The following is a 24,977-nucleotide window of genomic DNA, read 5'->3' as shown; positions in this document are numbered from 1 at the left end:
AACAGAAAAACACTCTTCTGTAGCGGTTGGCTACAGAAAGTGTTTTAAAAGAATTAAACAAAAAAATAATACTACCACATAACAACAGAAGAAATGAATTTATTAGAAGATTTTTCACCAGGGTTGTTCATCATGCAAGCAATCATCTTATTAATCTTAATATTTTTAATGATGAAGTTTGCTTGGAAACCAATTATGCAAGCGTTAACTGAGCGTGAAGAGGGTATCCAAAGTGCATTAGATGCTGCTGAAGAAGCAAAGAAAGAAATGCAAAACTTACAAGCTGATAACGATAGATTATTAAAAGAAGCAAGAGCAGAGAGAGATGCTATGTTAAAAGAAGCTCGTGAGATTAAAGATAAAATCATTGCTGAGGCAAAAGAAGAAGCTTCAGAACAAGGAGCTACGATGATCGAAAATGCTAAAGCAACAATCAAGCAAGAGCAACAAGCTGCAATTGCAGAATTAAAGAAGAATGTAGCTGAGTTATCTATTGGTATCGCTCAAACAGTTGTAAAGAAAGAATTAGCTTCACAAGACGATCAATTAAAGCTTGTAGAAGGAATGTTAGAAGAAGTTACTTTAAACTAATCTAAAAAGATGAAAGGAGCAAGACCAGCATTACGTTACGCAAAAGCAATATTAAACCTAGCTAAAGAGCAAGGAAAAGATGCAGAAGTAAATGATAATATGAAATCTATTGTTGCAACTATTGCTACTAGCGATGATTTAGATGCAATGCTTAAAAGTCCTGTTATTAAAGCTTCTGATAAAAAGAAAGTTCTTGATGCTTTATTTGGAGATAAGGTAAATAATATTACGAAAGGGTTGTTTAACTTATTAGCAGAAAACAAGCGTATGATTATGTTAGAAAAAGTTGCAAAGCAATATTCTATCATATTCGATTATTACAAGAACATGCAAACAGCTAAAGTAACTACAGCTGTTCCATTAAATAGTAAGTTAGAAGTGAAAATTCAAGATAAAATAGTAGCAATTACTGGAAACAGTGCTACAATAGAAAACATTGTGAATCCTGATATTATTGGAGGATTTATATTACGTGTTGGAGATGTACAATACGACGCAAGTATCTCAAATCAATTCGACGAATTAAGAAGAGAATTTGACAACAGTCATTACATCCCAAAAATTTAAATTTAAAAGTTAATATTTATAAGCTTTATGCCTTTAAGCTAAAAGCAAAAAAATAATAAAATGGCAGCAATAAAACCAGCTGAAGTATCAGCAATCTTAAAGGAACAATTAACAAATTTCGAATCAAAAGCTACTCTTAATGAAGTAGGAACTGTATTACAAGTGGGTGATGGTATTGCTCGTGTATATGGTTTATCTAACGTACAATACGGAGAATTAGTTGATTTTGGTGGCGGTTTAGAAGGAATCGTATTAAACTTAGAAGAAGACAATGTAGGGGTGGTATTATTAGGATCTTCAACTGGTGTAAGTGAAGGTTCTACGGTAAAACGTACAGAAAGAATCGCTTCTTTAAAAGTAGGAGAAGGAATTGTTGGTAGAGTTGTAGATACTTTAGGTAACCCAATTGACGGTAAAGGACCAATCGAAGGAGAAACTTATGAAATGCCTTTAGAACGTAAAGCACCAGGAGTTATCTATCGTCAGCCAGTAACTGAGCCATTACAAACAGGTATTAAGTCTGTAGATGCAATGATTCCTATTGGACGTGGACAACGTGAGTTAATCATTGGAGACCGTCAAACAGGAAAGTCAACTGTTGCAATTGATACTATCTTAAACCAAAAAGAATTTTACGATGCAGGAGAGCCAGTATATTGTATCTACGTTGCAGTAGGTCAAAAAGGTTCTACAGTAGCTGCAATCGCAAATATGTTAGAAGAAAAAGGAGCTTTAGCATATACTACAATCGTAGCAGCTAACGCTTCAGATCCTGCACCAATGCAGGTATATGCACCATTCGCAGGAGCTGCAATTGGTGAGTACTTTAGAGATACTGGACGCCCAGCATTAATCATTTATGATGATTTATCTAAGCAAGCGGTAGCTTACCGTGAGGTATCTTTATTATTACGTCGTCCACCAGGACGTGAGGCGTACCCTGGAGACGTTTTCTACTTACACTCTAGATTATTAGAGCGTGCTGCAAAAGTTATTAATGATGATTCAATTGCTGCACAAATGAACGACTTACCAGAGTCTTTAAAAGGTAAAGTAAAAGGTGGAGGATCATTAACAGCCTTACCAATTATTGAAACACAAGCGGGAGACGTTTCTGCATATATTCCAACAAACGTAATTTCGATTACAGACGGACAGATCTTCTTAGAGTCTGACTTATTCAACTCGGGTGTACGTCCTGCAATTAACGTAGGTATCTCAGTATCGCGTGTAGGAGGTTCTGCTCAGATTAAATCAATGAAGAAAGTATCTGGTACATTAAAGTTAGACCAAGCGCAATATCGTGAATTAGAAGCATTCGCTAAGTTTGGATCAGACTTAGATGCAGCTACAATGAACGTAATTGAAAAAGGTAAGCGTAACGTAGAGATCTTAAAGCAAAATCAAGGAGATCCTTTTACTGTAGAAGATCAGGTTGCAATTATCTATGCAGGTTCTAAAAACTTATTAAAAGACGTACCTGTAAATAAAGTAAAAGAATTCGAAGCAAACTATATCGAGTTCTTAAATGCAAAGCATAGAGATACATTAGACGTATTAAAATCAGGAAAATTAACTGATGAAGCTACGGATGTGTTAAGAGAAGCAGCAAAAGAAATTTCTGCTAAATATACAGCATAAAAAGACTTTAGTATTGGGTATTGAGAAACCATATCTCAATACTCAGTACTCAATACTAAATACTTACAAGTATGGCAAACTTAAAAGAAATACGTAACAGAATTACTTCAATAGGTTCAACAATGCAGATTACATCTGCCATGAAAATGGTATCTGCTGCAAAGTTGAAAAAGGCACAAGATGCTATTACAGCAATGCGTCCTTATTCTTCGAAGTTAACTGAGCTTTTACAAAGCTTAAGTGCAACTTTAGAAGGAAATACTGGAGGAGCATATTCTGAACAAAGAAAAGTATCTAAAGTATTATTAGTTGCTATTACTTCTAACAGAGGTTTATGTGGAGGATTTAATTCATCTATCATAAAAAAGACAGTTAGCACTGTTCAAGAGAAGTATGGTAATGTAGAAGTAGACCTTTTTACAATTGGTAAAAAAGGAAACGATATTTTATCTAAAGAGTATAATGTATTTGAAAACAGAAACGATGTTTTTGATGATTTAACTTTTGATAATGTTGCTGAAATTGCAGAACAATTAATGGATTTATACGTAGCAGGTTCTTACGATAAGATAGAAATTATCTACAACCGTTTTAAGAATGCTGCAACGCAAATTGCCATGGTTGAGCAGTTTTTACCAATAGAACCAGTAGAAAGTGATGATAATATACAATTGGATTATATTTTCGAACCTTCTAAAGAAGAGATCGTATTAGATTTAATTCCTAAGTCATTAAAAACACAGTTATACAAAGCAGTACGTGATTCATTTGCTGCCGAACACGGTGCTCGTATGACTGCAATGCACAAAGCAACAGATAATGCTAAGGAATTAAGAGATGACTTATTATTAACATATAATAAAGCTCGTCAGGCTGCTATTACTAACGAAATCTTAGAGATTGTTGGTGGTGCAGAAGCATTGAATAATTAAGGCATAAGTCTTATTTATATAAATATAAAACAGGGAATTCTTTTAGAGTTCCCTGTTTTGTTTTTATTATTGCATCTACTAAAGATTAAATTGCATTATCAAAAAAATAATATTATGAAAAAAATAATTCCAAACCTTGTAACAATTGTTCTATTTTTCTACATTAATAATACATTAGCTCAAGAGAAAGAGATTATAAAAGAAGACTCTACAATGACTTCGAATACTATAAAAGATGTACCTTTTAGAGTTATTGAAGAGGTACCTGTGTTTCCTGGATGTGGAATATTAAAAACAAATAAAGAAAAGAAAAAGTGTTTTAATTTGAGTATGCGCAAGCATATAGGTAAACATTTCAATATAGAAATGATGAACTGTTTAGAAAAGATATTAGTAAAAAACAAAGAAACAGGTATAGAAGAGGAAGAATGTACTTCAGGATTAACTCCAGGGGTTAAAAGAATATACTTACAATTTAAAATAGACTATACAGGAGAAATAATTAATATAGTCGCCCGAGGCCCACACCCAAAATTAGAAGAAGAAGCTATTAGAATTGCAAAATTAATTCCTAAAATGGAAAAACCAGCATTACAAAAAGGAGTTCCTGTAAGAGTAGGTTATACATTACCAATTACTTTTAGAGTAGAATAAGTTTGAATACTAAAATTATTGATTAATAAAATAAGTATTCCTATGAAAATAGTCAATACTTATTTTTTTTCTTTTTTAAATTATTTACTTCATGAAAAGGTTACTATTTTTTTTACTCATCTTTTCATTTAAAATAGAATCTCAATTATCATATATTGATGATAGGGTTGTGAATTTAAATGATGACTTTTTAAAATTAAATCAAATAATAACAGCTAGTAGTTTTGGAGGAAATCTAGAAGAAGCAACTAAATTAATTTCTAATGTAGACAAAGTTTCTGAAGAATATATAATAGGTAAAAGTTTATTAGAATATAACCTTTATGGAAAAAATAAGAGTTTTAAATTCATAAATAATTTAGGACTAGAGAGTAAATTACACAATTATTACAAAGCATTAGTAAGCTTATTAACGGATAATATAGATGATTATGGGTATTATAAAAAATTAGTTAAAGAAGAATGTTTACAGTTAAAATTATCAATAAGAGAAGTACTTAAAAATAAACCTAGAGAAACAAACCTAACAAAAAAAATAAATTCTTACTTAAAGAAAGTTGATATAAATAGTGATGATAACTATTTGTTTTTAATGTTGTCAAAAATTGATGTAGAATTTGCATATAGAAGAAAAGAAAAATACTTTTCACTTATTAATCTTTATAAAAGATATCCGAAAAAATTTAATTCGAAAAACCTTGTAAAGTATATAGAAGATTGTAATGAAAAATTATGTATCCAAGTAAAAGATACTCTAAAAATAAAAGAAAATGATCTAGAAAGTATTAAAAAGCTATTATTAGATAAAAATCAAACTTCAATAGAGAAACAGCTCACAGAAGTTTTAAAAGGAGTTATAAACAATGATTCAAAACTAATATATAAATCATTTATATTTTTGCATGCCAAAGAAAACTATTTGCCTAGAGATTTTAGACAAATTTTAGGAGAAAACGGGAGTATAGATCTTTCGGATCATTTTATAAATTTTTTAAAAGAGGATTTAGATAGGGATCAAATATTGAGGTTAATCTTAAAAAACCAATCTTTTCTAAAAGGAGTTCTAACAAGTTTTAATGAAAGCTACTTAAATAAAATTACAAATAACGAACTTTTCTTGTTTTTAGGACTTATTACATATCTTAAAAATGAAGAAAAAGATATAAATGAATACAGTAAATTAATCTCTCGTGTTCATTATAGAGATCTACAATCTTGGAATAAGTATTTAATTTACCTTAGAAGTAACCCACTACATAATGCTGTAAAAATACCTGAAATACTAACACTTAGCAAGTATAGAGAAGTGTTAAAAAAACTTAATGAGTTTAATAATTTTAATTACTATCAAAAAGAGCTATTATTAAATCTATTAGTATCTAATAAAGACTACTTTGAATTAAACGCTAATACTTCGAAAAATATCTTAAAGGCATTTATAGATTTATTAAGCCTCAATCAAAGTAAAGCTAACCCAATATATTTTAAAGGTGCACAAAATAATTTAATACAAAACATTTGTAATCTTAACGATACTTTGAGCGCAATTATTTTTAATAGTAATGATCAAGATAAAGATAAGGTTTGTATTAGTATTTTATTAGATAACATAAACGAACAAGAAAGTAGGATAATAATAGATAAACTTAAAGAGAAAATTTCAAAAAATGAGCATAATCTTAATCTTCGAAATCTTTATTTAAAGGTTTTAGAAGCGAACAAAAACTATAAGGAATATTTAGATAGTTATCTAAGCGATATAAGCCATTACGGGAAATTGAATTTTAGTAAAGTAGTATTAGAAAAGATAGTCAATCAAAAACTAAAAAAGAGATTAAGAAGATTATATAAACAAACTAAAAATAAAGAGGACTTATTAAATTTAATAACTCTTTTTAATTCTAATGATTTAATAGAGGAAACACTTAATTTAATGAAACTTCAAATGAGTGTTGCTGCATCTTGGTCGTATAAGAATAGTTATGTAAAAGAAATAAATTCAGTATTTGAGAATAAAGAAATTAGTTTTAAAAAGCGACTACAATATATTAAGCGTATTTCAAAGTTAAATCCAGAAGTAGATAATTTATATATATTATACTTGTTTTATGAGTTTGTAAATGGAGCTATTGATGAGGCTACACAAAAAATGATAAATATTAAAGATAATAATATTATTGATTTTACTTCTTTTCCTGAACATATAAATTATATTTTACACTTATTTGACAAATACAATGATCAAATGAATACTATAGATCAAGAGGATAAAATAAAATTTACATTAGCAGTAAAAATTATTTATAAACTCCCTAAAAAGTAATCAACTTAGTTTTACAGGAAATGAAGCTTTAGTAAATATAAATAGAATAGACTAGGAAGATATGTAGTGACATTAACAGTTATAAACAGTGTAGGAACAAGAACTGAACAATATATTTTATATACTGAAAACTGCAATGTAGCGACGGTGGTTTTTAAACCCAACTATTAGATAATTTTAAAGCGAATCTATTCGGATTCGCTTTTTTTATAATATATTTTTAATCGCTTGTTGAATTGACTCTACATCAATTCCACAGATTTTATGTAGTTCATCTACAGTTCCATGATGTATAAATTCATCAGGAATACCTAAAAGCTTAATAGTGTTGTTATAATTGTTATCTGAAGCAAATTCCAAAATAGCTGATCCGAATCCACCTTTAACTGTACCATCTTCAATAGTAATAATATGCTCAAATTTTTGAAAGATATTATGTAAAAGTGATTCATCTAGCGGTTTTACAAATCGTAAGTCGTAATGTGCAACTTCATTGTTCTCAGAGATCAATTTTAAGGCTTCTGAAACATTTTTAGCAATTGTACCAATAGATAACACTGCAAGTTTATTTCCGTCTTTTAAATAAGCTCCTTTTCCTATTTCTATCTTTTCGAAAGGTTGCTGCCAGTTTATTGTAATTCCTCTTCCTCTTGGATAACGAATAGCAATAGGATGCTCCAACTCTAATTGAGCAGTATATAATATATTTCGTAATTCAATTTCGTCCCTAGGAGCGAATATGATTAGATTAGGAATACATCGTAAATAGGCAATATCAAAAACACCATGATGAGTTGCTCCGTCTTGACCAACCAACCCCGCCCTATCTAAACAAAAAATAACAGGTAGGTTTTGAATTGCTACATCGTGTATAATTTGATCGTAAGCTCTTTGTAAAAATGTAGAATAAATATTACAAAATGGAATCAATCCTTGTGTTGCCATACCAGCAGCTAATGTTACGGCATGTTGTTCAGCAATACCAACATCAAAGGTTCTGCTAGGAAATTGTTCCATCATAAACTTTAAAGAACTTCCTGTTAACATGGCCGGAGTAATACCTACTATTCGATTATTCTTTTCAGCAAGTTCTACAATCGTTTTTCCAAAAACATCTTGATATTTTGGTGGTTGAACCACATTTGGTTTCGGTAATAAATCTCCAGAGTCTTTATCAAATTTTCCTGGAGCATGATACTTTACCTGATCTTCTTCAGCTTGTTTTAATCCTTTACCTTTTACAGTAGTAACATGTAAAAACTTTGGACCTTTAATTTCTTTTAAACGGTTTAGCTCAGTTATTAACTCCTCTAAATTATGTCCATTAATAGGACCAGAATAATCAAAATTCAAAGCTTCAATAATGTTGTGTTGCTCAACATCATTTCTGCTAGATTTTACTCTTGTAAAATATTCTTTTAGAGCCCCAACAGCAGGATCAATTCCAATAGCATTATCATTTAAAATAACCAATAAGTTAGCATTGGTAACTCCTGCATGATTTAAAGCTTCAAAAGCCATTCCACTAGCAATAGAAGCATCTCCAATAACAGCAATATGATGCTTGTCTATATTTTGAAGCTGGGAAGCAATAGCCATTCCTAAAGCCGCAGAAATAGAGGTAGATGAATGTCCAACACCAAACGTGTCATATTCACTTTCGTTACGTTTAGGAAAGCCTGAAATACCGTTCAATTGCCTGTTCGTATGAAAACGCTCTTTTCTTCCTGTTAGAATTTTATGTCCATAAGCTTGATGTCCTACATCCCAAACTAATAAATCATTTGGAGTATTGAAAACATAATGCAACGCAATTGTTAATTCCACAACGCCTAAACTAGCACCAAGATGTCCTTCTTTTGTTGCTACAATATCTATAATAAATCGGCGTAATTCATCTGCCAATTTAGGTAATTGTTGTGTGCTTAATGCTCTAACATCAGCAGGGAAATCAATATGATCTAACAGTTTTTCAGACATACAGCAAATGTACAAAACTGTAGGTTTAAAGTTAAAAGTTAGTGAATGTAAAGTTTTTCTACAGAAATCTTATTGTACAATTAAAAAGAAGAAATTTTTGTTATCAATTATTTTAAAAAATGTTTTTTGAATTATTATTCACTTCTCACACCTCCAAACTAATTACTACCTTTGTCATATGAGCAAATTGTACATAGTGCCTACACCTATTGGTAATCTAGAAGACATCACTTTTAGAGCGATTAAAGTTTTAAAAGAAGTAGATTATATTTTAGCAGAAGATACACGAACTAGTGGGAAATTATTAAAGCATTTTGATATTGCAACACCTATGCAATCACACCATATGCATAACGAGCATAAAACAGTTGAAGGCATTGTAAGAAGAATAGAAAGTGGTGATACGTTTGCCTTAATTTCTGATGCTGGAACACCAGCGATTTCCGATCCAGGTTTTTTACTTACACGTGCTTGTGTTCAAAATAATATTGAAGTAGAATGTTTACCAGGTGCAACTGCTTTTGTTCCTGCTCTAGTAAACTCTGGTTTACCAAACGATAAATTTGTTTTTGAAGGTTTCCTTCCTGTAAAAAAAGGTAGGCAAACTCGTTTAAAGTTATTGGCAGAGGAAACTCGTACAATGATTTTTTATGAGAGCCCACATAAGTTATTAAAAACATTAACGCATTTTTCAGAATATTTTGGGGCAGATAGACAAGCTTCAGTTTCTAGAGAATTGACCAAAGTATTTGAAGAAACCAAACGAGGCAGTATAGAAGAAATAATATCATATTATACAGATAAGCCAGCTAAAGGTGAAATTGTGATTATTGTTGAAGGGAAAAATAATTAAACTAGTTTATATTCAGGATAATGAGTTTCTAGTATTTCTTCAGATTTTTTAGGAATCACAATTAAAGTAATATAACCTACAATAACCAATAAGGTAGAGGAGAAGGCAATTATAATATTAGCAAAAAGACTCAAATCTGTATAAGAATCAGGAGTAAGAAAATGGAAAATATAGAATGATAATAAAGCAATATTACCAAGCCCTTGGGCTTGTATAATCTCTTCTAGCATCCATTTTTTTTGAGTCTTCTTAAATTTATTTTTGAGTTGTTTTCTTTTTTTAAATATCATTATGAATTCTATAATGATTAGTGTAAAATAGAAGCTAGTGAATATATAGTTAGCAAAAGGTAGACTTAATAATAAGTAGAAAGTATAGCATAATGAGAGCGTTAGAATGATTTTAGGAATGCTAAACCATTCTTTTACAAAACCAAAAATAATTTTTAAGTATTTTTTATTCATTTGCTTTTGCTTTTTTTCTACAACATCCATAAAACCAAAAACACCAAACTTTTTGAAAGAAATATCTCTAGCTTGCTCAAAAGAGATACTTGGATTTTGCTCCCAAATTTGTTCGATGTCATTAGCTAGATGATCTACTAATTCTGTTTGTACATCAAAATGCTCTACGTAATGTTGACGAGTAAATTGATATAGTTGGTTGATATGTTGTTGAGTTAATTTCATTACACTAATTCTTTTTTAATTTTTTGAATCTTTTTTATTGCTATTTTGAAAACCTGATACCCAGCATAAGTCGCTGTTAGGTAAATAGGAAGCATAACTAACCAGATAATCTTTTGATTTTCTTCTGAAGTATATCTCATAAACTGTACAATCATATTCATCATTAGAAATGAAAATGAGAAATAAAATACACCATAATTAATATGTACAGATTTTCCAAACTTCTTTGTGAACAACCAAATAAGAGATCCAATAATTATCAGAATAGGAGCTATGAATAAAGCCAGGCTTACTCTTGTAAAAATCTGAAAAGAAATCGTTTCAGAAAATGAAAAATATAGGATAACTAACATACCTATAACAAGTAAGTTTTTAAAAGAGGAAAAAAAGCCAAGAAATGTATTTTTAAATAATGTTCTATAACGCTTATTTACGTTTTGCCAGCCTACTCTATTAACGGCTGCTAAATTTTTATTCCAACCTATTCTTTTGAATGCAGCTTGTAACTCCTTTTCAAAATTTTGAGTTGTGGCACGCAGCTCTATATCAGAAACAATATGATCAATCATTTCTATTCTAAGATCCCAATATTTAATACCTTTTTTTGTGAGTAGATTTTCTATATATTGTATTTGTACTTTTGTTAACTTCATAGCTTAATTGGTTAAAACAGAGTAATTTTTCTTAATTTTTTTTTCGCTCTTTTTGTATGTTTTTAATATTAAAAAACTAAGACAGAAAAAAACAAAATGAAAATACATATTGATTGGTTCATATTTGTTTTCAGAGTTGAAATTAATACTAGTTACAGGTAGAAATACGTATATATAAGTAATAATACTAAGTAGTGCGATATAACTTTGAGTTATTTTTAATTTCCCAATTTTTTTTTCTAATCTTTTGTTAGATAAAGAAATATATAAGTAAATTCCTATTGTACTTAAAAACAGTATTTGCGTAATAGGCTTTGTATACTGAATATTTAAAAAATATACAGGGAGAATAAAAGCAGTTAAGATTAAGATGTTTTTAATATCTATAACTTGTTCTAAGAGCTGTTTTAAAATGATTAAAAAATTAGTCCAAAATTTAGTTCTTAATTGTTTGTTGTATAGCTCATTAAAACTTTTTTGCTTGCTAAGCAAATATTTTAAATATGGACTTTGTAATTTTTGATCTTGAAAAAAATGATCGAAATCTGAAACTTTTTCTTCTATTTCAGAAGCAATATGATCTATCATTTCCAGTCTAATATCTACAAAATCAACACCTATAGCTTCCAAAAAATTATCAATATGTTTAATTTGATTACTATTCAATTGTTTCATAATCACTATATTTTTTGGAAATCTCTACATGCTTCTTAAATAACTCTATTCCAAATGGAATTGCAATAACAATAAACACAAGTAACATAAACTTTAAAAGATCCAAATTACCGTCTTTGTTCAAAATTGAGTTTGAAAGTATAATAGGAACAGTTAGAATAGGTAATATTTGAGTTTCATATAAAAAACGATAAGATGTTTTTTGTTTCGTTTTTCTGATAAAGAAATAACCAGCTACAATTGCAATACAAGACACATATAAAAAAGAAAGACTGAATATATTTATTACTTGTGAGTTGTTAACGGCAATATCATGGCCTGTAAAATAAATAAAAGTCAAAAAAAGAAGAATAATACACCATGTTTTATAAACATAGCCTTTAACCCTCAATTTCATTTTATCTATGATAATTTTTGGTTTTGAATAAGTATAACCTAAATAAAAACTAGAAGAATACGAAAGCATAGGATCCCACTTCTCTACTATCTCTTCGAAAGAAGTATTAAAATCGTATCCAGAACTCATTAAAGCTTCAATTTGAATACAAATATGATCTAATAATTCTATTTTAATATCTTCATAATAAACACCTTTTTTTTTAAGGTAGTGCTCTATTTGTGAAATTTGTTCATAGTTCAATTGCATAACTTTTTTCTTTTAAATTTTTATTCTAAACCAAACTTAGGATTCACTAATTGCTGCATTGTGTCTAAAAACTCTTGCATTTGAGTTAACCTATTTACAGTCTCTTTTGTTCCAGTTTCTGTAAGTTTATAATACTTACGTAAACGGTTTCCTACTTTAGCAACTTCAACATCTAGTAAACCTTCAGCTTCTAATTTGTGTAATGCCGGATATAAAGCACCCTCAGTAATTTTTAATTCCCCTTTGGTTAATTCTTTAACCTTTTGAGTAATTTCATAACCATACATTTTATCATTTTCAGCTAATAATTTTAAAATGATTGTTTGTAATGAGCCTTTATATAATTTTTGATTTCCCATAATTAGTGGTGAAATGATTAATTTTTACTGTATACCTAAAAATCTTAGGCATACAAATATATACATAATTTTCTTATGTATAAAAATCTTAGGTATTATTTGTGAAACTATTATGAGATAGATTCATCATTAGTTTGCTATTTTTGTAGATCAAATTTTTGAAATGAGTCAATTTTACCCACTTAAAATAAAAGAAATTATAAGAGAAACTGCTGCTGCAGTTTCCTTAGTTTTTGATATACCTACAACATTACAAGGAGAGTTTGGATTTGTAGCTGGACAATACATTACTTTAAAGGCTACAATTAATAATGAGGAAGTTAGGCGAGCTTATTCTCTTTCTTCATCACCTAAGAGTAATGAAATTAAAGTTTCTGTAAAAGCTGTAGAAAATGGAACTTTTTCTGTATTTGCTAATGAAAAACTGACAGCGGGAGATACTTTAGAAGTTTCAAAACCAGAAGGAAAATTTGTATTAGAACCTGTTTCTGGTGCAAATTATATTGGGTTTGCTGCAGGTAGTGGAATTACACCTATCATGTCTATGATAAAATCTGTATTAGAAACAGACGAACAAACCACATTTACGTTGATATATGGTAACAAATCGCAAGAGGATACTATTTTCTTTGAGGAATTAAACGAATTACAAGAAAAATATTCAAAACAACTTTTTGTAAACTATGTATTTAGTAGAGAAAATGTAGAAGGAAATGTTTTTGGAAGAATAGATAAAGCCCATGTAAATTACTTCATAAAGAATATCTACAAAGAAACAAGTTTTGAGAAAGCCTTTTTATGTGGTCCAGAAGAAATGATCAAGATTGCTTCTGCAACATTATCAGAAAATGGTTTTGCTGAAGATGCAATTTCATATGAATTATTCACTGCTTCAATAGACGAAGAAGCTGCTAGCCAAGTAAAAGAAGGTCAAACAGAAGTTACAGTACTTTTAGACGACGAAACTACAACTTTTACGATGTCACAAACAGCAGATATTCTTTCAGAAAGCTTACGCCATAAGATAGATGCGCCTTATTCATGTCAAGGAGGAGTGTGTAGTAGTTGTATTGCTAAAGTAACAGATGGTAAAGCCGTAATGGTTAAAAATCAGATTTTAACAGATGAGGAATTAGAAGAAGGTTACATTTTAACTTGTCAAGCACATCCTACAACACCAACAATTACGGTAGATTTTGACGATGTATAAATTGCTATAAAAACATGAGTTTATTAGATTATAAAGATGCTTTTTTTGTTGGGGTTTTCATGGCATTCATGATTGGTCCAGTTTTTTTTATGCTTTTAAAAACAAGTGTATTAAAAGGAGTAAGAGCAGCTTTGGCTTTTGATATAGGTGTGGTACTTGGAGACATCGTTTTTATGTGTATTGCCTATTTTGGAAGTAGAAATTTATTAGAAAAAATCAAAGACGATCCTAGATTATTTTTAATAGGAGGCTTAATTCTTATTGTATACGGATTAATTACTTATCTCGATAAGAATAATAAAAAAGAGCTAGATGAAACAGCTATAAAAGTTGCGAAAGGAAATAATTATTTTAAGCTGTTTTTAAATGGTTTTTTTCTGAATTTTATTAATGTAGGAGTATTAGCAGGTTGGTTAGGTATTATGGTTGTAGTAGGACCAACTTTAGGAATGAATCCAACTTCTATTTTGGGATATTTCACAGTAGTAATTATAGGATATGTAACTACAGATATTGGAAAAATTTTACTAGCGAAACAATTACGTAATAAATTAACACCATTAGTTATTTATAGAATCAAAAGAGGAATGGGAGTGCTATTAATAGTTTTTGGAGCTATTTTAATGTTGAAAGCTTTTATTCCTAAAGAAAAGATTAATGAAATTATTGATAAAGTAGAGATAAGTAAATAAATATTTCTTTAAGGTAATCCCCTCAATAACTAATTTATTGAGGGGATTATTTTTTACTTAAACTTCCAAACGGTAAATTGATAATTATGTAAGTTTAATTCATACGGATTATTATACGAATTAATAATTGCATCTCTCCAACCTCTCCAAGTGGTTTGACCATTTATAGCGTCTTCTAATTGTCTTATAGTATATCCAGCTACTTTATCATAAGGTTGCTGAATAGGATCAATCATATCTTGAACTATGCCTGTTATATTATCATTATTGTATGTAGCTTGATAGTTAGGATAGACCATTCTTGTTAGCTCCCATTCCACACCTTTAGCCCAACTAAGGCTCATTTTTGCTGAAATATTATTATAAATATTAGGATTCATATCTGCATGAACTATTCTGACTATGGAGTTTATTGTTTCAGCATAAAGTTCACTGGTGTTGTTTGGAACTGTATTGTAATCTGATATTTCTATTATACCTATAGTATTACTTCCGTAAATAGGTCTTCTTAAATTTTTTATGTTTCCATAATGATAATGATAAAGAGCTCTATATATGGTGCCATGAATTCTATCTTTTCCATTTTGAATGTTTAAATTCCAATCTCCTTTTTTGTTAGGTCCATTCAATCTGAATCCTCCTTTAGGAAAATTACTTTTACGATAAAAAAATGATTCTTTAAATTTGACTATTTCACTCCCAATTCTAAAATCATTAGTTTCCCATCTAAAAAAATAGTTAGCTCTATGTCTAAAGTTACCATTGCAAGAAAAGTTGCCATTAGCATCTGTTTTTCCAGTGTAAGCAGTAAACCATCTTACAGCATATACTTGTATGCCATGTAAAGGAATATGACGATTAAGAGCATTATCCCAAACTTGTATTTTACCAGCAGGCTTCCATTTTGAAAACCAAGTTTCCATAGGTGCATTTTCATCAAGATTCCCCGTAAGTTTTAAAGATTCATCTACAAGTTGTTCTATAGTGCCATCAGATTTTAAAGGGTTGGTTTCGCTATCCTCATCAGGAATAAATAGTTTTTCTAATATTTCGAAATGTATTTTTTCTGGTAATTTATTCCCTACAGGAATAGATGCATATTGATATGTAGGTTGTTCAGTAGGAATTTCTGGGTCGTGATAATAATTTCCTTGCTGCTTTATTTCATAATCTAAAGGTCTATCGAAAAGGATTAAAGATTTGTCACTTTTAAGAAGTGAAAGTTCTTCCTCATTTTTAGGTGTGAATTTAACGTAATAGTGAGTTGTTTTAATCTCAATGTTTTGAGATACTTTAGTCTTTTCTTTTAAACTTTCCCAAGCTTTTTTCATGTTTTCAACAGAATAAGGGTTTTTAAGCTTTTCACCTAGCTTAGTCATTTCTGAAGAATTAGAAGCCTTTGAATAATTTTGACGATGAAGAATAGGATCAGATATGTCAATATCTAATTCTTCTTTTTGACAAGAAAATAGAGAGCCAAACATAAGTCCTCCTAGTATTATATAAGAGAAATTTTTAAAGTTTTTCATTAAAATAATTTGTTTTGAATATTAGTTTATTATGAAGGTTAATAACTATTAGAAATACTTTCTTTTAATAAAATTTCCAGTAGAGAAATTGATAATTATGCAGGTTTAATTCATATGGATTATTATATGAATTAATGATAGCATCTCTCCAACCTCTCCAAGTAGTTTGTCCATTTATGGCATCTTCTAATTGTCTTATAGTGTATCCAGCTACTTTATCATAAGGTTGTTGAATGGGATCAATCATGTCTTGGACAATACCAGTATAACTTCCTTTAATATAATGTGGAGTATAATTAGGGTATACCATTCTTGTTAACTCCCATTGAATTCCACTAGCCCAACTTTCGATCATAACAGTAGGTAAAACGGTATAGCCAAAGCTATCCATTGCCCAATGAGATGCATGAGCTAATTCATGAATTGTGGTGGCATATATATCTTGACTATCTTTTTGGGGATTAAAAATTTTAACCTGACTACCTAGTCCAAGGTATTTACAACTAACGCAATGAAGGCCATTAATTGAGTTGTTATTTTGATATATAGCTCTAATTTTCATTTTAATATTAAATACTCCATTTAATGGAGGTCTTCTTAATCCTTTAATGTTTCCATAATAATAGTGAAATGCTGCTCTATATATAGTGCCCCAAAATTCTTGCTCTCCATTACGGATGTTTACATTCCAATCACCTCTTATGTAAGGTCCATTAAATTTTGCTATAGAGAGCGGCTGTCTACGTATTTCAAAATCATATTTTTGCCATTTGAATGAATAATTGGCAGGTCTACGAAAGCGCCCATTACATGAAAAAAAACCATTACCATTAGTGTACCCGGAATATGTTATAAACCATCTTCTTGCCCTTACTTTTAAACCAGCTAGAGGAACATAACGTTGAAGATTGTCATCCCATATTATAATATTACCTTGAGGCCTCCATTTAGGTAACTTGGTAAAAAACTTAGCTTTTTCATTTTTTTCATCACCTAAATTGTCTGTTAACTTTAAAGACTCATCTACGAGTAGTTCTACTGTACCATCAGAGTTTGAAGGATTTGTTTCACTATCTTCATCAGGAATGAATAGTTTCTCTAATATTTCGAAATGTATTTTTTCTGGTAATTTATTCTCTACAGGAATAGAGGCGTATTGATATGTAGGTTGGTCAGTTGGAATTTCAGGGTCGTGATAAAAATCACCTTGTTCTATAATTTCGTAGTCTAAAGGTATATCATAAAGTATTAATGACTCGTCTTTTCTTAAAATGTTGAGTTCTTCTTCTGTTTTAGGTTTGAATTTAACGTAATAATGAGTTGTTTTAATCTCAATGTTTTTGGTGATTTTAACTTTATTTTTTAAACTTTCCCAAGCGTTTTTCATATTCTCAACAGAATAAGGGTTTTCTAGTTTTTTACCTAGCTTAGTCATTTCTGAAGAAGAACTCTTTGAGTAATTTTGACTATGAAGAATTGGGTCAGACATGTCAATTTCTAATTCTTCTTTTTGACAAGAAAATAGGACGCTAAACATTAGTCCACCTAGCATAATAGACTTAATACCATTTAGGTTTTTCATATAAATGATTTATTTGTGAATTGATTATTGTTTAGGGAGGATGAGAAGCTTTAATGTAGTTCTAAAACGAAGTGTTTTTAGATTGTAAATTACAACTACGATTATTAGAATTAGAGCTCTCAACTCCTAATTGTGGCGGCAAAACTAGACGTTTGTGTATATAATTATTCCTAAAATAATTATATGGTTGTTTTTAAAAGAGAATTGGTAGTTGTGAATATGATTTTTGGTTTTTCTCTGAAATTATAACAATAAAAATTAGGAAATCTTTTCCATCATTTTTTTATACTGCTTATTTATAAAGCTTGGAAACCATTTCTTCAAAAAATACATTCTTTTTGCATTAGATGGATGAATAATTTGAAATGTACCTTTTGCTGCTTCTATAAGTGCGGTAGCGGCAACTTTATGTGCATTCGTTTTTGAATGTTTCATTTGCTTTTCAGCAGAGTTTTTAAGTCGTTTAGAACCATTAGCACCATCCATTAAATTAGTTTTAAAAAAAGTAGGAGTTACTACACTAACATGAACATTATGGGGTTTTAGTTCATGATATAAAGTTTCAGAAAGGGAAAATACGCCAGCTTTGGAAACATTATATGCAGATGCCCCAGGAGAATTCATAAAACCAGCAGCACTTCCAACATTGATGATAAGTCCACTTTGTTGTGACAAAAGTGTTGGTGTAAAAAAATGACAACCGTAGAAAGTACCTAATAAATTAATATGAATCATTTTTTCCCAGTTTGCTAGTGTATATTCCTTAAATAAGGCAGCATCACCAATACCAGCATTATTAATAACCAAATCTATTTGAGGAGAGTTTCTAATTACTTTTTGGTGTACTTGCTCATATTGATTTCGATTACTTACATCTAATATATATGTATATACCGTTGTTTGATGTGCTAATAATTCACTTGTTTCCGATAGTGTAGCTTCATTAATATCAGAAAGATGTAATGTCCAATGATTTGCTGCTAATAATTTTGCAAAAGCAGTCCCAAGTCCAGATCCTGCACCAGTTATAAAAGCACATTTATTAGGGAATTTTGAATTAAGTTTAGTGAGTTCCATAGTTTATTAGCAATAAGTTATTTGTTTTGAGTTGGGCTTTGTAATTGATAGTAATGAATAATTATTAAGTGCCTTTTTTGATTACGTTTTCACAGTTTTTAATCAAATACCAAGAAATCAACCAGAAATTTTTAAAAGCTTTGTTTTTAGTATACCCTTTTGAATAGCGATAGTAAATTTGTTGTACAATTCCAGCAAGTCTAAAAAGACTATAAATTCGATAAAATCTAAAGTCATCGATAGTACGATTTGTTTTTTTACAATAATATGCGATAACTTCTTTTCGAGTAAGCATACCAACAGCATTACTAGGTTGCCTTCGGATAGATTTAACAAAGAAATCATCATTATCTTCAACCCAATAAGCCAAACTGTTTCCTAAATCCATTAAAGGATCTCCAATGGCTGCCAATTCCCAATCTAATACACCAAAAATATTTTTTGGATTGGCTGCATCAATTACAACATTATCTAATCGAAAATCATTATGAATTACACATAATTTGGTTTCTTTTGGCATATTTTCCTCCAGCCACTTGATTACTTTTTTCCCAGAGGGCACATTCCAAGTTTTAGCATTGGTATAACGTTTGTTCCATCCTGTAATTTGCCGCTCAATATAACCTTCGCCTTTCCCTAAAGTATCCAGTCCTTGTTGTTTATAATCTATTTGATGCAATTCAATCATTTTATCCCAAAACGAATAGCACATTTCACGAATAGTTGTAGCGTTCCAGTTTATTGTTTTAGGAAAATTCTTTCGAAGAATGACACCATCTAAACGTTCCATGAGGTAAAAGGTAGATCCTAAAATACTTTCGTCCTCACAAACTGCAATCATTTCTGGAACGTATGAGTAATGTGGTTTTAATTTTTGCTGAAGGTGAAATTCTCTGGGCATATTATGTGCTCCTGCAGCTTTTTTTCCTAATGGAGCTCTTCTTAGAATTAAATCTTGTTGTTTAAATTGTAATCTATAAGTCCAGTTAGAAGCACCTCCTGTAAATTGAGTAATAACAGGAATATCGTTTACTTTAGGTAAATGTTGTTGTATCCAAGGAAGTAATTTTTGTAAATCTAATTCTTCGCCAGGTCTTTGTTGCTTTTCTAGATAGTTTGTTTTTGCCATTAGGAAAGGAATTTTTTAAACTCTAATCTAGAAATCATACGTAAATGAACTTCATCTGGACCATCTGCCAAACGTAATGCTCTTGCTTGAATAAAGAAGTTGATTAAAGGAAAATCATCAGAGAGTCCAGCGCCACCATGAATTTGCATTGCCATATCGGTAACTTCTTGTAAAACATTTGGAGCTACTACTTTAATAGCAGAAATTTCTGTCATACTGTTTTTTACACCAACTTGATCTATTTTCCAAGCGGCATAATGTGTTAATAATCTTGCTTGATCTATAGCAATACGAGCTTTAGCAAAACGTTCTGAATTACCGCCTAATTTAGCTAAAGGTTTTCCAAATGCAACTCTGGTTCCACTTCTTAAAATAGCCAATTCTAAAGCACGTTCAGCAGCACCTATGCAACGCATACAATGATGAATTCTACCAGGACCTAAACGTCCTTGTGCAATAGCAAAACCAGCTCCAAAATCTACAATTAGATTCTTTTTAGGTACGCGAACATTTGTAAAATGAATTTCTCCATGTCCAGATGGCGCATCATATACTCCAAATGTATTTTGCATCCGTTTAATTTCAACACCAGGAGTATTTAATGGTACCAAAACCATACTGTGTTGTTTGTGTTTATCAGCAGTGGTGTCAGTTTTTCCTAATACAATAGCTAGCTTAGCCTCAGGATGTCCTAATCCAGTAGACCACCATTTTTTTCCGTTGATTACAATACTGTCTCCATCTTCAACAATTGAAGTTTCAATATTCGTAGCATCAGAAGAAGCAACTTGTGGTTCTGTCATACAAAACACAGACTTAAATTCACCATTTAACATAGGTATTAGCCATTCTTCTTTTTGAGATTCGCTTCCAAAATGATATAATACTTCCATATTTCCAGTATCAGGAGCATTGCAATTAAAAATTTCCGCAGCATTGTATATACGTCCCATTTCTTCCGCTAAAGGAGCATATTCAAGTACACTTAATCCTTGCCCTAATTCAGGATCTGGTAAAAACAAATTCCATAAACCTTCTTTTTTGGCTAAGTTTTGTAATTCTTTCAGTTTTGGATGCGTTGTCCATTGTTGCCAATTCCCATCAGGATTGTTTTGTTTATTATAATCGATATATTCTTTTTCAAAAGGATATACATATTGTTGCATAAACTTTTGCAAACGGAGTTTCATTTTTTCTGATGTAGTGGAAGGAGTAAAGTTCATAGAGATACATTAAAATTTGCGTAGCATTTTTAGTGACATAAATGGCATTAATAATTTGAAAAAGTACCAAGGGTAAAAAGGTACATAAGCATTAGCTTTTTCTTTATTAATTGCTTTAACAAGAAGTTTAGATCCTTTGTCAAGCGAAATCATAAACGGAGGAGGTTTGGCAATAGCATCTGTAATTTCCGATTGAATATAGCCAGGGAAAATTGTAGATACTTTAATTGGTTTGTTTAAAACATCTATACGCACACCTTCTGCTAAACTTTTTACGGCTGCTTTAGTAGCTGCATATACAGACATAGCTCTTGGATATCCTCTAAAAGCGGACATAGAAGAAATAACAACTAAATGACCGTGATTTTGAGTTCTGAAAATTTCCATAGCAGCTTCCATTTGACTAAGAGCTCCACAAAAATTAGTAACTGCGGTTTGCATGTTTTGTTTTGCATATCCTTTTCCTAAAGGAGCGCCTTTTCCCATTCCAGCGTTTACAATTACACGATCTAATGTTTGATTATGATTTTCAAAATCTGATTTAAATGCATGAAAAATGGTAAATACATCTTCTGGAATAGTAACATCTAAGGGTTTGATGAAAACAAGAATGTTTGGATTTATTTCTAGAAGTTCTTTTTTTAGTAGTTCGAGGTTTTCTAGTCTTCTGGCACATAATGCCAAGTTACATCCTTGTTTAGCAAACTCAATTGCCATGCCTTTTCCTAATCCAGAACTAGCTCCTGTGATTAAAATATTTTTTCTAATCATTATAGATTTGTTGAATTTTATAAATGTATCATAAAGATATACGCAAATACTTCACTTATGTTAAAAAACAGATAGTGTTTTTAGCATATTGCTATAAAATACTAAATAGAATAAAAGGTAAGTTGCTTGGAAGTGAAAATTTTATTTCGAGAATAATAATGTTATTTCGACCCTGATCTAATTCTACTTAAACTTTGTTGTGCTATGCCTAAATAACCTGCAATATGTCGCAATTTTGCTCGATTAAAAATATCTGGATAGGTTTTTAAAAGTTCATGATAACGTTCTTTTGCGCTCTTTGTTTGTAAATAAATAGCTTTTTTTCCTACAGCCAACATCACTTCTATTGTAAAGAGTCTTCCAAAGCGTTCCAAACTATGAGATTTTTGGAAAGCCTCTTCTAATTGTTGATGTGTAATAGCACGTACTGTAGTATCCTCAATAGCTTCAATATTTAAAAAACTAGGATGGCGTTTAAAAAAGCTATGTGCGGAAGTAATTAACATGTCTTCACTAGAAAACCAATTGGTAATGTCGTTCCCTTTTTTATCGTAATAAAAACTTCGAAGCATTCCTTTTTGTACTAAGAATAAATAATTACAGACTTTTCCAGATTCTACAATAATTTCATTTCGCTTAAAATGTAATTCTGTAGAGGTAACGAACAACGTTTGAAAAACATCATCGTCAATAAGAGTTGGATCTATTTTTATCATTCCAATTAGTTTTTAGGAGGCATTGCAAATTAGTTGCATTTATAGCGTCTAAATATACTTCTTATAAAGTAGCAAAGCTAAAAAACTAATACACAGAAATTAGTAAACCTATATTTAGAAAAATGTTTTTCTGAATTCTAAAGGAGATTGTTGTGTTTTATTTTTAAATAATTTGGTAAAAGATGAAGGATATTCAAATCCTAAATCATAAGCTATTTCGCTAATGGATTGATTGGTAGTAGATAGTAATTCTTTTGCTTTTTCTATGACTTTATTATGAATATGTTGCTGAGTACTTAATCCAGTTAAAGAAGAAAGCATGTTACTTAAATAATTAGGTGAGCGATGTAACGTATCTGCAATTAATTGAACGCTTGGAAGTCCGTTATTGCGTAAATTATCGATGGTAAAGTATTCTTGAAGTACAATTTCTAATTGTTCTAAAATTTGATGATTATTAATTTTACGGGTAATAAATTGTCGCTCATAAAAACGTTCGGCATAATTTAGCAGAAGTTCTAATTGAGAAATCATTATTTGCTGACTAAATTGATCGATATTGGCTTGGTATTCTTGTTGAATATTTTTGAAAATGGTTGTGATTTGTATTTCTTCTTTTTCTGATAAAAATAATGCTTCATTAATAGCGTAACCAAAGAAATCGTATTGTTGTATGCGTTTTGCTAAAGAAGTGTTCCAAAAAAAATCAGGATGAAATAATAACAAGAAACCCGAAGGGTTTTTAGCTTTTATATTCGGATTTCCTGCTAAACTCATTACTTGCTTTGGAGCAATAAATGTCATAACTCCTTGATCGAAATCATATTCTTGTTGCCCATAAAAAAATTTGTAAGGAATATTTCTTTTAAGAGCTACAGTGTAATAATCTTGCATCCATTTTAAATCTGTTCCATTATTAGGATATTGTACATTTTCATAATTAACTAGGCTAATTAATGGATGCTCTGGAGCAGGTAAACTAGCCAAAGTATGATAATCTCGAATATGTTTAAAATGTTGCCTGTGTTTCATTATTATAAAAATAAATAAAAGTCATGTCATTCTGAACAAAATGAAGAATCTATTGTTTTCCTACCTTTTCTTAGGATAGATCCTTCGATTCCTCAGGATGACATTACTTGTCATTCTGAACAGTATTAGGAATTATACTAACATTCCTCCAGACACTTCTATGCGCTGCCCATTAATCCATTTACCTTTTTCAGTACATAAGAACGCTATAACTCCTCCAATATCTTCAGGCTCTCCAACACGACCTAATGCTGTAATATTAGAAATAATGGTTTGTTTGTTTTCTTCCTTATTACTTCCTCCCGCAAAATCGGTTGCAATGGCTCCAGGAGCTATTGTATTGGCTGTAATTTTACGGCTTCCTAATTCTTTTGCCAGATAACGAGTAAATGTTTCTATAGCACCTTTCATAATAGCATAAGAAGACATTCCAGGAAAGCTAAATCTGGTTAAACCACTAGAAATATTGATAATACTTCCATTTTTATTTATAAAAGGTAAGGCTGCTTGTGTAAGAAAATAAACGCTTTTTAAATGTACATTCATCATTTCATCAAACTGATTCTCTGTAGTACTTTCAATTAAATTAAAGGTTCCTGTACCAGCATTATTGATTAAAAAATCGAAATTTGGATTTCCGTTTTCTTGTTGTAAATATTCCGTTGCTTTGATGATAAAATCGCTTCCTGTTTTAGGGTGATTTGCATTAAAAGGGAAAGCCACTGCTTTTTGTCCGTAAGAATTTATTTCTGCAATAACTTCTGCTGCTTTTGTTGTATTAGAATGATACGAAAAGATTATATCGATACCATTTTTAGCCAGATTAATAGCCATATCTCTTCCTAGTCCTCTACTGGCTCCTGTTATAATTGCTGTTTTGTTACTCATAATTTGAAGTTTTAATTATGAGGCAAAGTTGCAATAGTAACTCAAGGATTATTTTTCCAAATCTTCGTTTGTGTTGTTAGAATCTATGTTGGAGGTTAATTATAGGGTCATATATTTTATACTTACCAACTTAAATTAGCGTAATAATATATATTCTGATCCTCATCAAATTGTAGAAATTCTTTTCTATTAGGTTTATCAGTAATATAAGTTTTGATATAATCTAATGAAGGAGAAAACCAATTTGGAGATTCTTCAGGTATCCATATATATTTTCCAGTTGAGTCAATGGTCATATGTAATTGTTTAATTACTTTTTCTAGTATATTAGAATTAGCTTTAAAAGAGTAAATGTTACCTTTATTACTTTTAAAATATTTTAACTCATAAACTTTATCTTCATTATTCAAGATTAACTGCGTTTTAAGTTTAGCTTGTACCTCTCTTAATCTTTTTTCTTTTTCAAAACTCAAATTACAACTATTAATTACACAAAGAATTAATAAGTAAATAACTATTTTGACTATCGTAATGCTTGAATGTGACTTCATTTTTAATTATTAGA

Annotated in this window: 25 protein-coding genes; 9 read left to right on the top strand and 16 right to left on the bottom strand. The window is 30.3% G+C overall.

Annotated features, from left to right (window positions below):
* Nucleotides 1–93 precede the first annotated feature (93 nt).
* The 6 genes from ACKTTC_RS19220 to ACKTTC_RS19195 all read left to right on the top strand — a co-directional run bounded on the left by ACKTTC_RS19220 (nt 94) and on the right by ACKTTC_RS19195 (nt 6,708).
* Nucleotides 94–591, top strand: coding sequence for a F0F1 ATP synthase subunit B (locus tag ACKTTC_RS19220; protein WP_408041492.1), 498 nt, complete (start codon nt 94–96; stop codon nt 589–591).
* Nucleotides 592–600: 9 nt separating this feature from the next.
* Nucleotides 601–1,158 (top strand): ATP synthase F1 subunit delta, encoded by a 558-nt coding sequence (gene atpH, locus ACKTTC_RS19215; protein ID WP_408041491.1) that lies wholly within the window; start codon nt 601–603, stop codon nt 1,156–1,158.
* 60 nt (nt 1,159–1,218) lie between these two features.
* A complete protein-coding gene (gene atpA / locus ACKTTC_RS19210) occupies nt 1,219–2,799 on the top strand; it encodes a F0F1 ATP synthase subunit alpha (protein ID WP_408041490.1) in 1,581 nt (526 codons plus the stop codon).
* Nucleotides 2,800–2,870: 71 nt separating this feature from the next.
* Nucleotides 2,871–3,731, top strand: a complete 861-nt coding sequence (gene atpG, locus ACKTTC_RS19205) for an ATP synthase F1 subunit gamma (protein WP_408041489.1) — start codon at nt 2,871–2,873, stop codon at nt 3,729–3,731.
* A gap of 114 nt (nt 3,732–3,845) precedes the next feature.
* A complete protein-coding gene (locus ACKTTC_RS19200) occupies nt 3,846–4,385 on the top strand; it encodes an energy transducer TonB (RefSeq protein WP_408041488.1) in 540 nt (179 codons plus the stop codon).
* Between the two features lie 91 nt (nt 4,386–4,476).
* Nucleotides 4,477–6,708 (top strand): hypothetical protein, encoded by a 2,232-nt coding sequence (locus ACKTTC_RS19195; protein ID WP_408041487.1) that lies wholly within the window; start codon nt 4,477–4,479, stop codon nt 6,706–6,708.
* Between the two features lie 207 nt (nt 6,709–6,915).
* On the opposite strand, the gene dxs is transcribed toward ACKTTC_RS19195, so the two are convergent.
* Complete coding sequence (gene dxs / locus ACKTTC_RS19190) at nt 6,916–8,688, bottom strand: 1-deoxy-D-xylulose-5-phosphate synthase (protein WP_408041486.1); 1,773 nt, start codon at nt 8,686–8,688, stop codon at nt 6,916–6,918.
* A gap of 178 nt (nt 8,689–8,866) precedes the next feature.
* On the opposite strand from dxs, the gene rsmI reads away from it, so the two are divergent.
* A complete protein-coding gene (gene rsmI, locus ACKTTC_RS19185) occupies nt 8,867–9,541 on the top strand; it encodes a 16S rRNA (cytidine(1402)-2'-O)-methyltransferase (protein ID WP_408041485.1) in 675 nt (224 codons plus the stop codon).
* On the opposite strand, the gene ACKTTC_RS19180 is transcribed toward rsmI, so the two are convergent.
* From ACKTTC_RS19180 to ACKTTC_RS19160, 5 genes are read right to left on the bottom strand one after another with little or no spacing between them, the layout of a single operon-like run.
* Entirely contained in the window at nt 9,538–10,230 is a 693-nt protein-coding gene (locus ACKTTC_RS19180) for a hypothetical protein (RefSeq protein ID WP_408041484.1), read from the bottom strand. The two genes, rsmI and ACKTTC_RS19180, sit on opposite strands and share 4 nt — an antisense overlap.
* Nucleotides 10,230–10,883, bottom strand: coding sequence for a hypothetical protein (locus ACKTTC_RS19175; RefSeq protein WP_408041483.1), 654 nt, complete (start codon nt 10,881–10,883; stop codon nt 10,230–10,232). The genes ACKTTC_RS19180 and ACKTTC_RS19175 overlap by 1 nt, the downstream gene beginning before the upstream one ends.
* 3 nt (nt 10,884–10,886) lie before the next feature.
* Nucleotides 10,887–11,558, bottom strand: a complete 672-nt coding sequence (locus tag ACKTTC_RS19170) for a hypothetical protein (RefSeq protein WP_408041482.1) — start codon at nt 11,556–11,558, stop codon at nt 10,887–10,889.
* Entirely contained in the window at nt 11,542–12,204 is a 663-nt protein-coding gene (locus tag ACKTTC_RS19165) for a hypothetical protein (RefSeq protein ID WP_408041481.1), read from the bottom strand. The genes ACKTTC_RS19170 and ACKTTC_RS19165 overlap by 17 nt, the downstream gene beginning before the upstream one ends.
* A 20-nt stretch (nt 12,205–12,224) precedes the next feature.
* Nucleotides 12,225–12,563 carry a PadR family transcriptional regulator gene (locus ACKTTC_RS19160; RefSeq protein ID WP_408041480.1) on the bottom strand — a complete coding sequence of 113 codons (339 nt, stop codon included), beginning with the start codon at nt 12,561–12,563 and terminating at the stop codon, nt 12,225–12,227.
* A 163-nt stretch (nt 12,564–12,726) separates the two neighbouring features.
* Between ACKTTC_RS19160 and ACKTTC_RS19155 the strand changes: the two genes are divergently transcribed.
* Nucleotides 12,727–13,773, top strand: coding sequence for a 2Fe-2S iron-sulfur cluster-binding protein (locus ACKTTC_RS19155; RefSeq protein WP_408041479.1), 1,047 nt, complete (start codon nt 12,727–12,729; stop codon nt 13,771–13,773).
* Nucleotides 13,774–13,787: 14 nt separating this feature from the next.
* Nucleotides 13,788–14,465 carry a LysE family translocator gene (locus ACKTTC_RS19150; protein WP_408041478.1) on the top strand — a complete coding sequence of 226 codons (678 nt, stop codon included), beginning with the start codon at nt 13,788–13,790 and terminating at the stop codon, nt 14,463–14,465.
* 53 nt (nt 14,466–14,518) lie between these two features.
* Here ACKTTC_RS19150 and ACKTTC_RS19145 read toward each other — a convergent pair whose 3' ends face one another.
* The 10 genes from ACKTTC_RS19145 to ACKTTC_RS19100 form a co-directional block, all read right to left on the bottom strand.
* On the bottom strand, nt 14,519–15,994 hold the full coding sequence (locus ACKTTC_RS19145) for a hypothetical protein (RefSeq protein WP_408041477.1): 1,476 nt from the start codon (nt 15,992–15,994) through the stop codon (nt 14,519–14,521).
* Between the two features lie 64 nt (nt 15,995–16,058).
* Complete coding sequence (locus tag ACKTTC_RS19140; RefSeq protein WP_408041476.1) at nt 16,059–17,576, bottom strand: hypothetical protein; 1,518 nt, start codon at nt 17,574–17,576, stop codon at nt 16,059–16,061.
* Between the two features lie 258 nt (nt 17,577–17,834).
* Nucleotides 17,835–18,653 carry an SDR family NAD(P)-dependent oxidoreductase gene (locus ACKTTC_RS19135; protein ID WP_408041475.1) on the bottom strand — a complete coding sequence of 273 codons (819 nt, stop codon included), beginning with the start codon at nt 18,651–18,653 and terminating at the stop codon, nt 17,835–17,837.
* A gap of 64 nt (nt 18,654–18,717) precedes the next feature.
* Nucleotides 18,718–19,782 (bottom strand): phosphotransferase family protein, encoded by a 1,065-nt coding sequence (locus ACKTTC_RS19130; protein ID WP_408041474.1) that lies wholly within the window; start codon nt 19,780–19,782, stop codon nt 18,718–18,720.
* On the bottom strand, nt 19,782–21,005 hold the full coding sequence (locus ACKTTC_RS19125) for an acyl-CoA dehydrogenase family protein (protein ID WP_408041473.1): 1,224 nt from the start codon (nt 21,003–21,005) through the stop codon (nt 19,782–19,784). Before ACKTTC_RS19125 ends, ACKTTC_RS19130 begins: the two co-directional genes overlap by 1 nt.
* Nucleotides 21,006–21,014: 9 nt before the next feature.
* Nucleotides 21,015–21,776 carry an SDR family oxidoreductase gene (locus ACKTTC_RS19120; RefSeq protein ID WP_408041472.1) on the bottom strand — a complete coding sequence of 254 codons (762 nt, stop codon included), beginning with the start codon at nt 21,774–21,776 and terminating at the stop codon, nt 21,015–21,017.
* 161 nt (nt 21,777–21,937) lie between these two features.
* Nucleotides 21,938–22,492, bottom strand: a complete 555-nt coding sequence (locus ACKTTC_RS19115; RefSeq protein ID WP_408041471.1) for a Crp/Fnr family transcriptional regulator — start codon at nt 22,490–22,492, stop codon at nt 21,938–21,940.
* Nucleotides 22,493–22,606: 114 nt separating this feature from the next.
* Nucleotides 22,607–23,524 (bottom strand): helix-turn-helix domain-containing protein, encoded by a 918-nt coding sequence (locus ACKTTC_RS19110; protein WP_408041470.1) that lies wholly within the window; start codon nt 23,522–23,524, stop codon nt 22,607–22,609.
* A gap of 132 nt (nt 23,525–23,656) precedes the next feature.
* Nucleotides 23,657–24,412 (bottom strand): SDR family NAD(P)-dependent oxidoreductase, encoded by a 756-nt coding sequence (locus ACKTTC_RS19105; RefSeq protein WP_408041469.1) that lies wholly within the window; start codon nt 24,410–24,412, stop codon nt 23,657–23,659.
* Between the two features lie 122 nt (nt 24,413–24,534).
* Complete coding sequence (locus ACKTTC_RS19100) at nt 24,535–24,963, bottom strand: hypothetical protein (protein WP_408041468.1); 429 nt, start codon at nt 24,961–24,963, stop codon at nt 24,535–24,537.
* Nucleotides 24,964–24,977 lie beyond the last annotated feature (14 nt).

This window comes from Tenacibaculum amylolyticum (assembly GCF_964511145.1).
Lineage (GTDB): Bacteria > Bacteroidota > Bacteroidia > Flavobacteriales > Flavobacteriaceae > Polaribacter > Polaribacter amylolyticum.
This window is presented reverse-complemented; position numbering and strand designations above follow the sequence as displayed.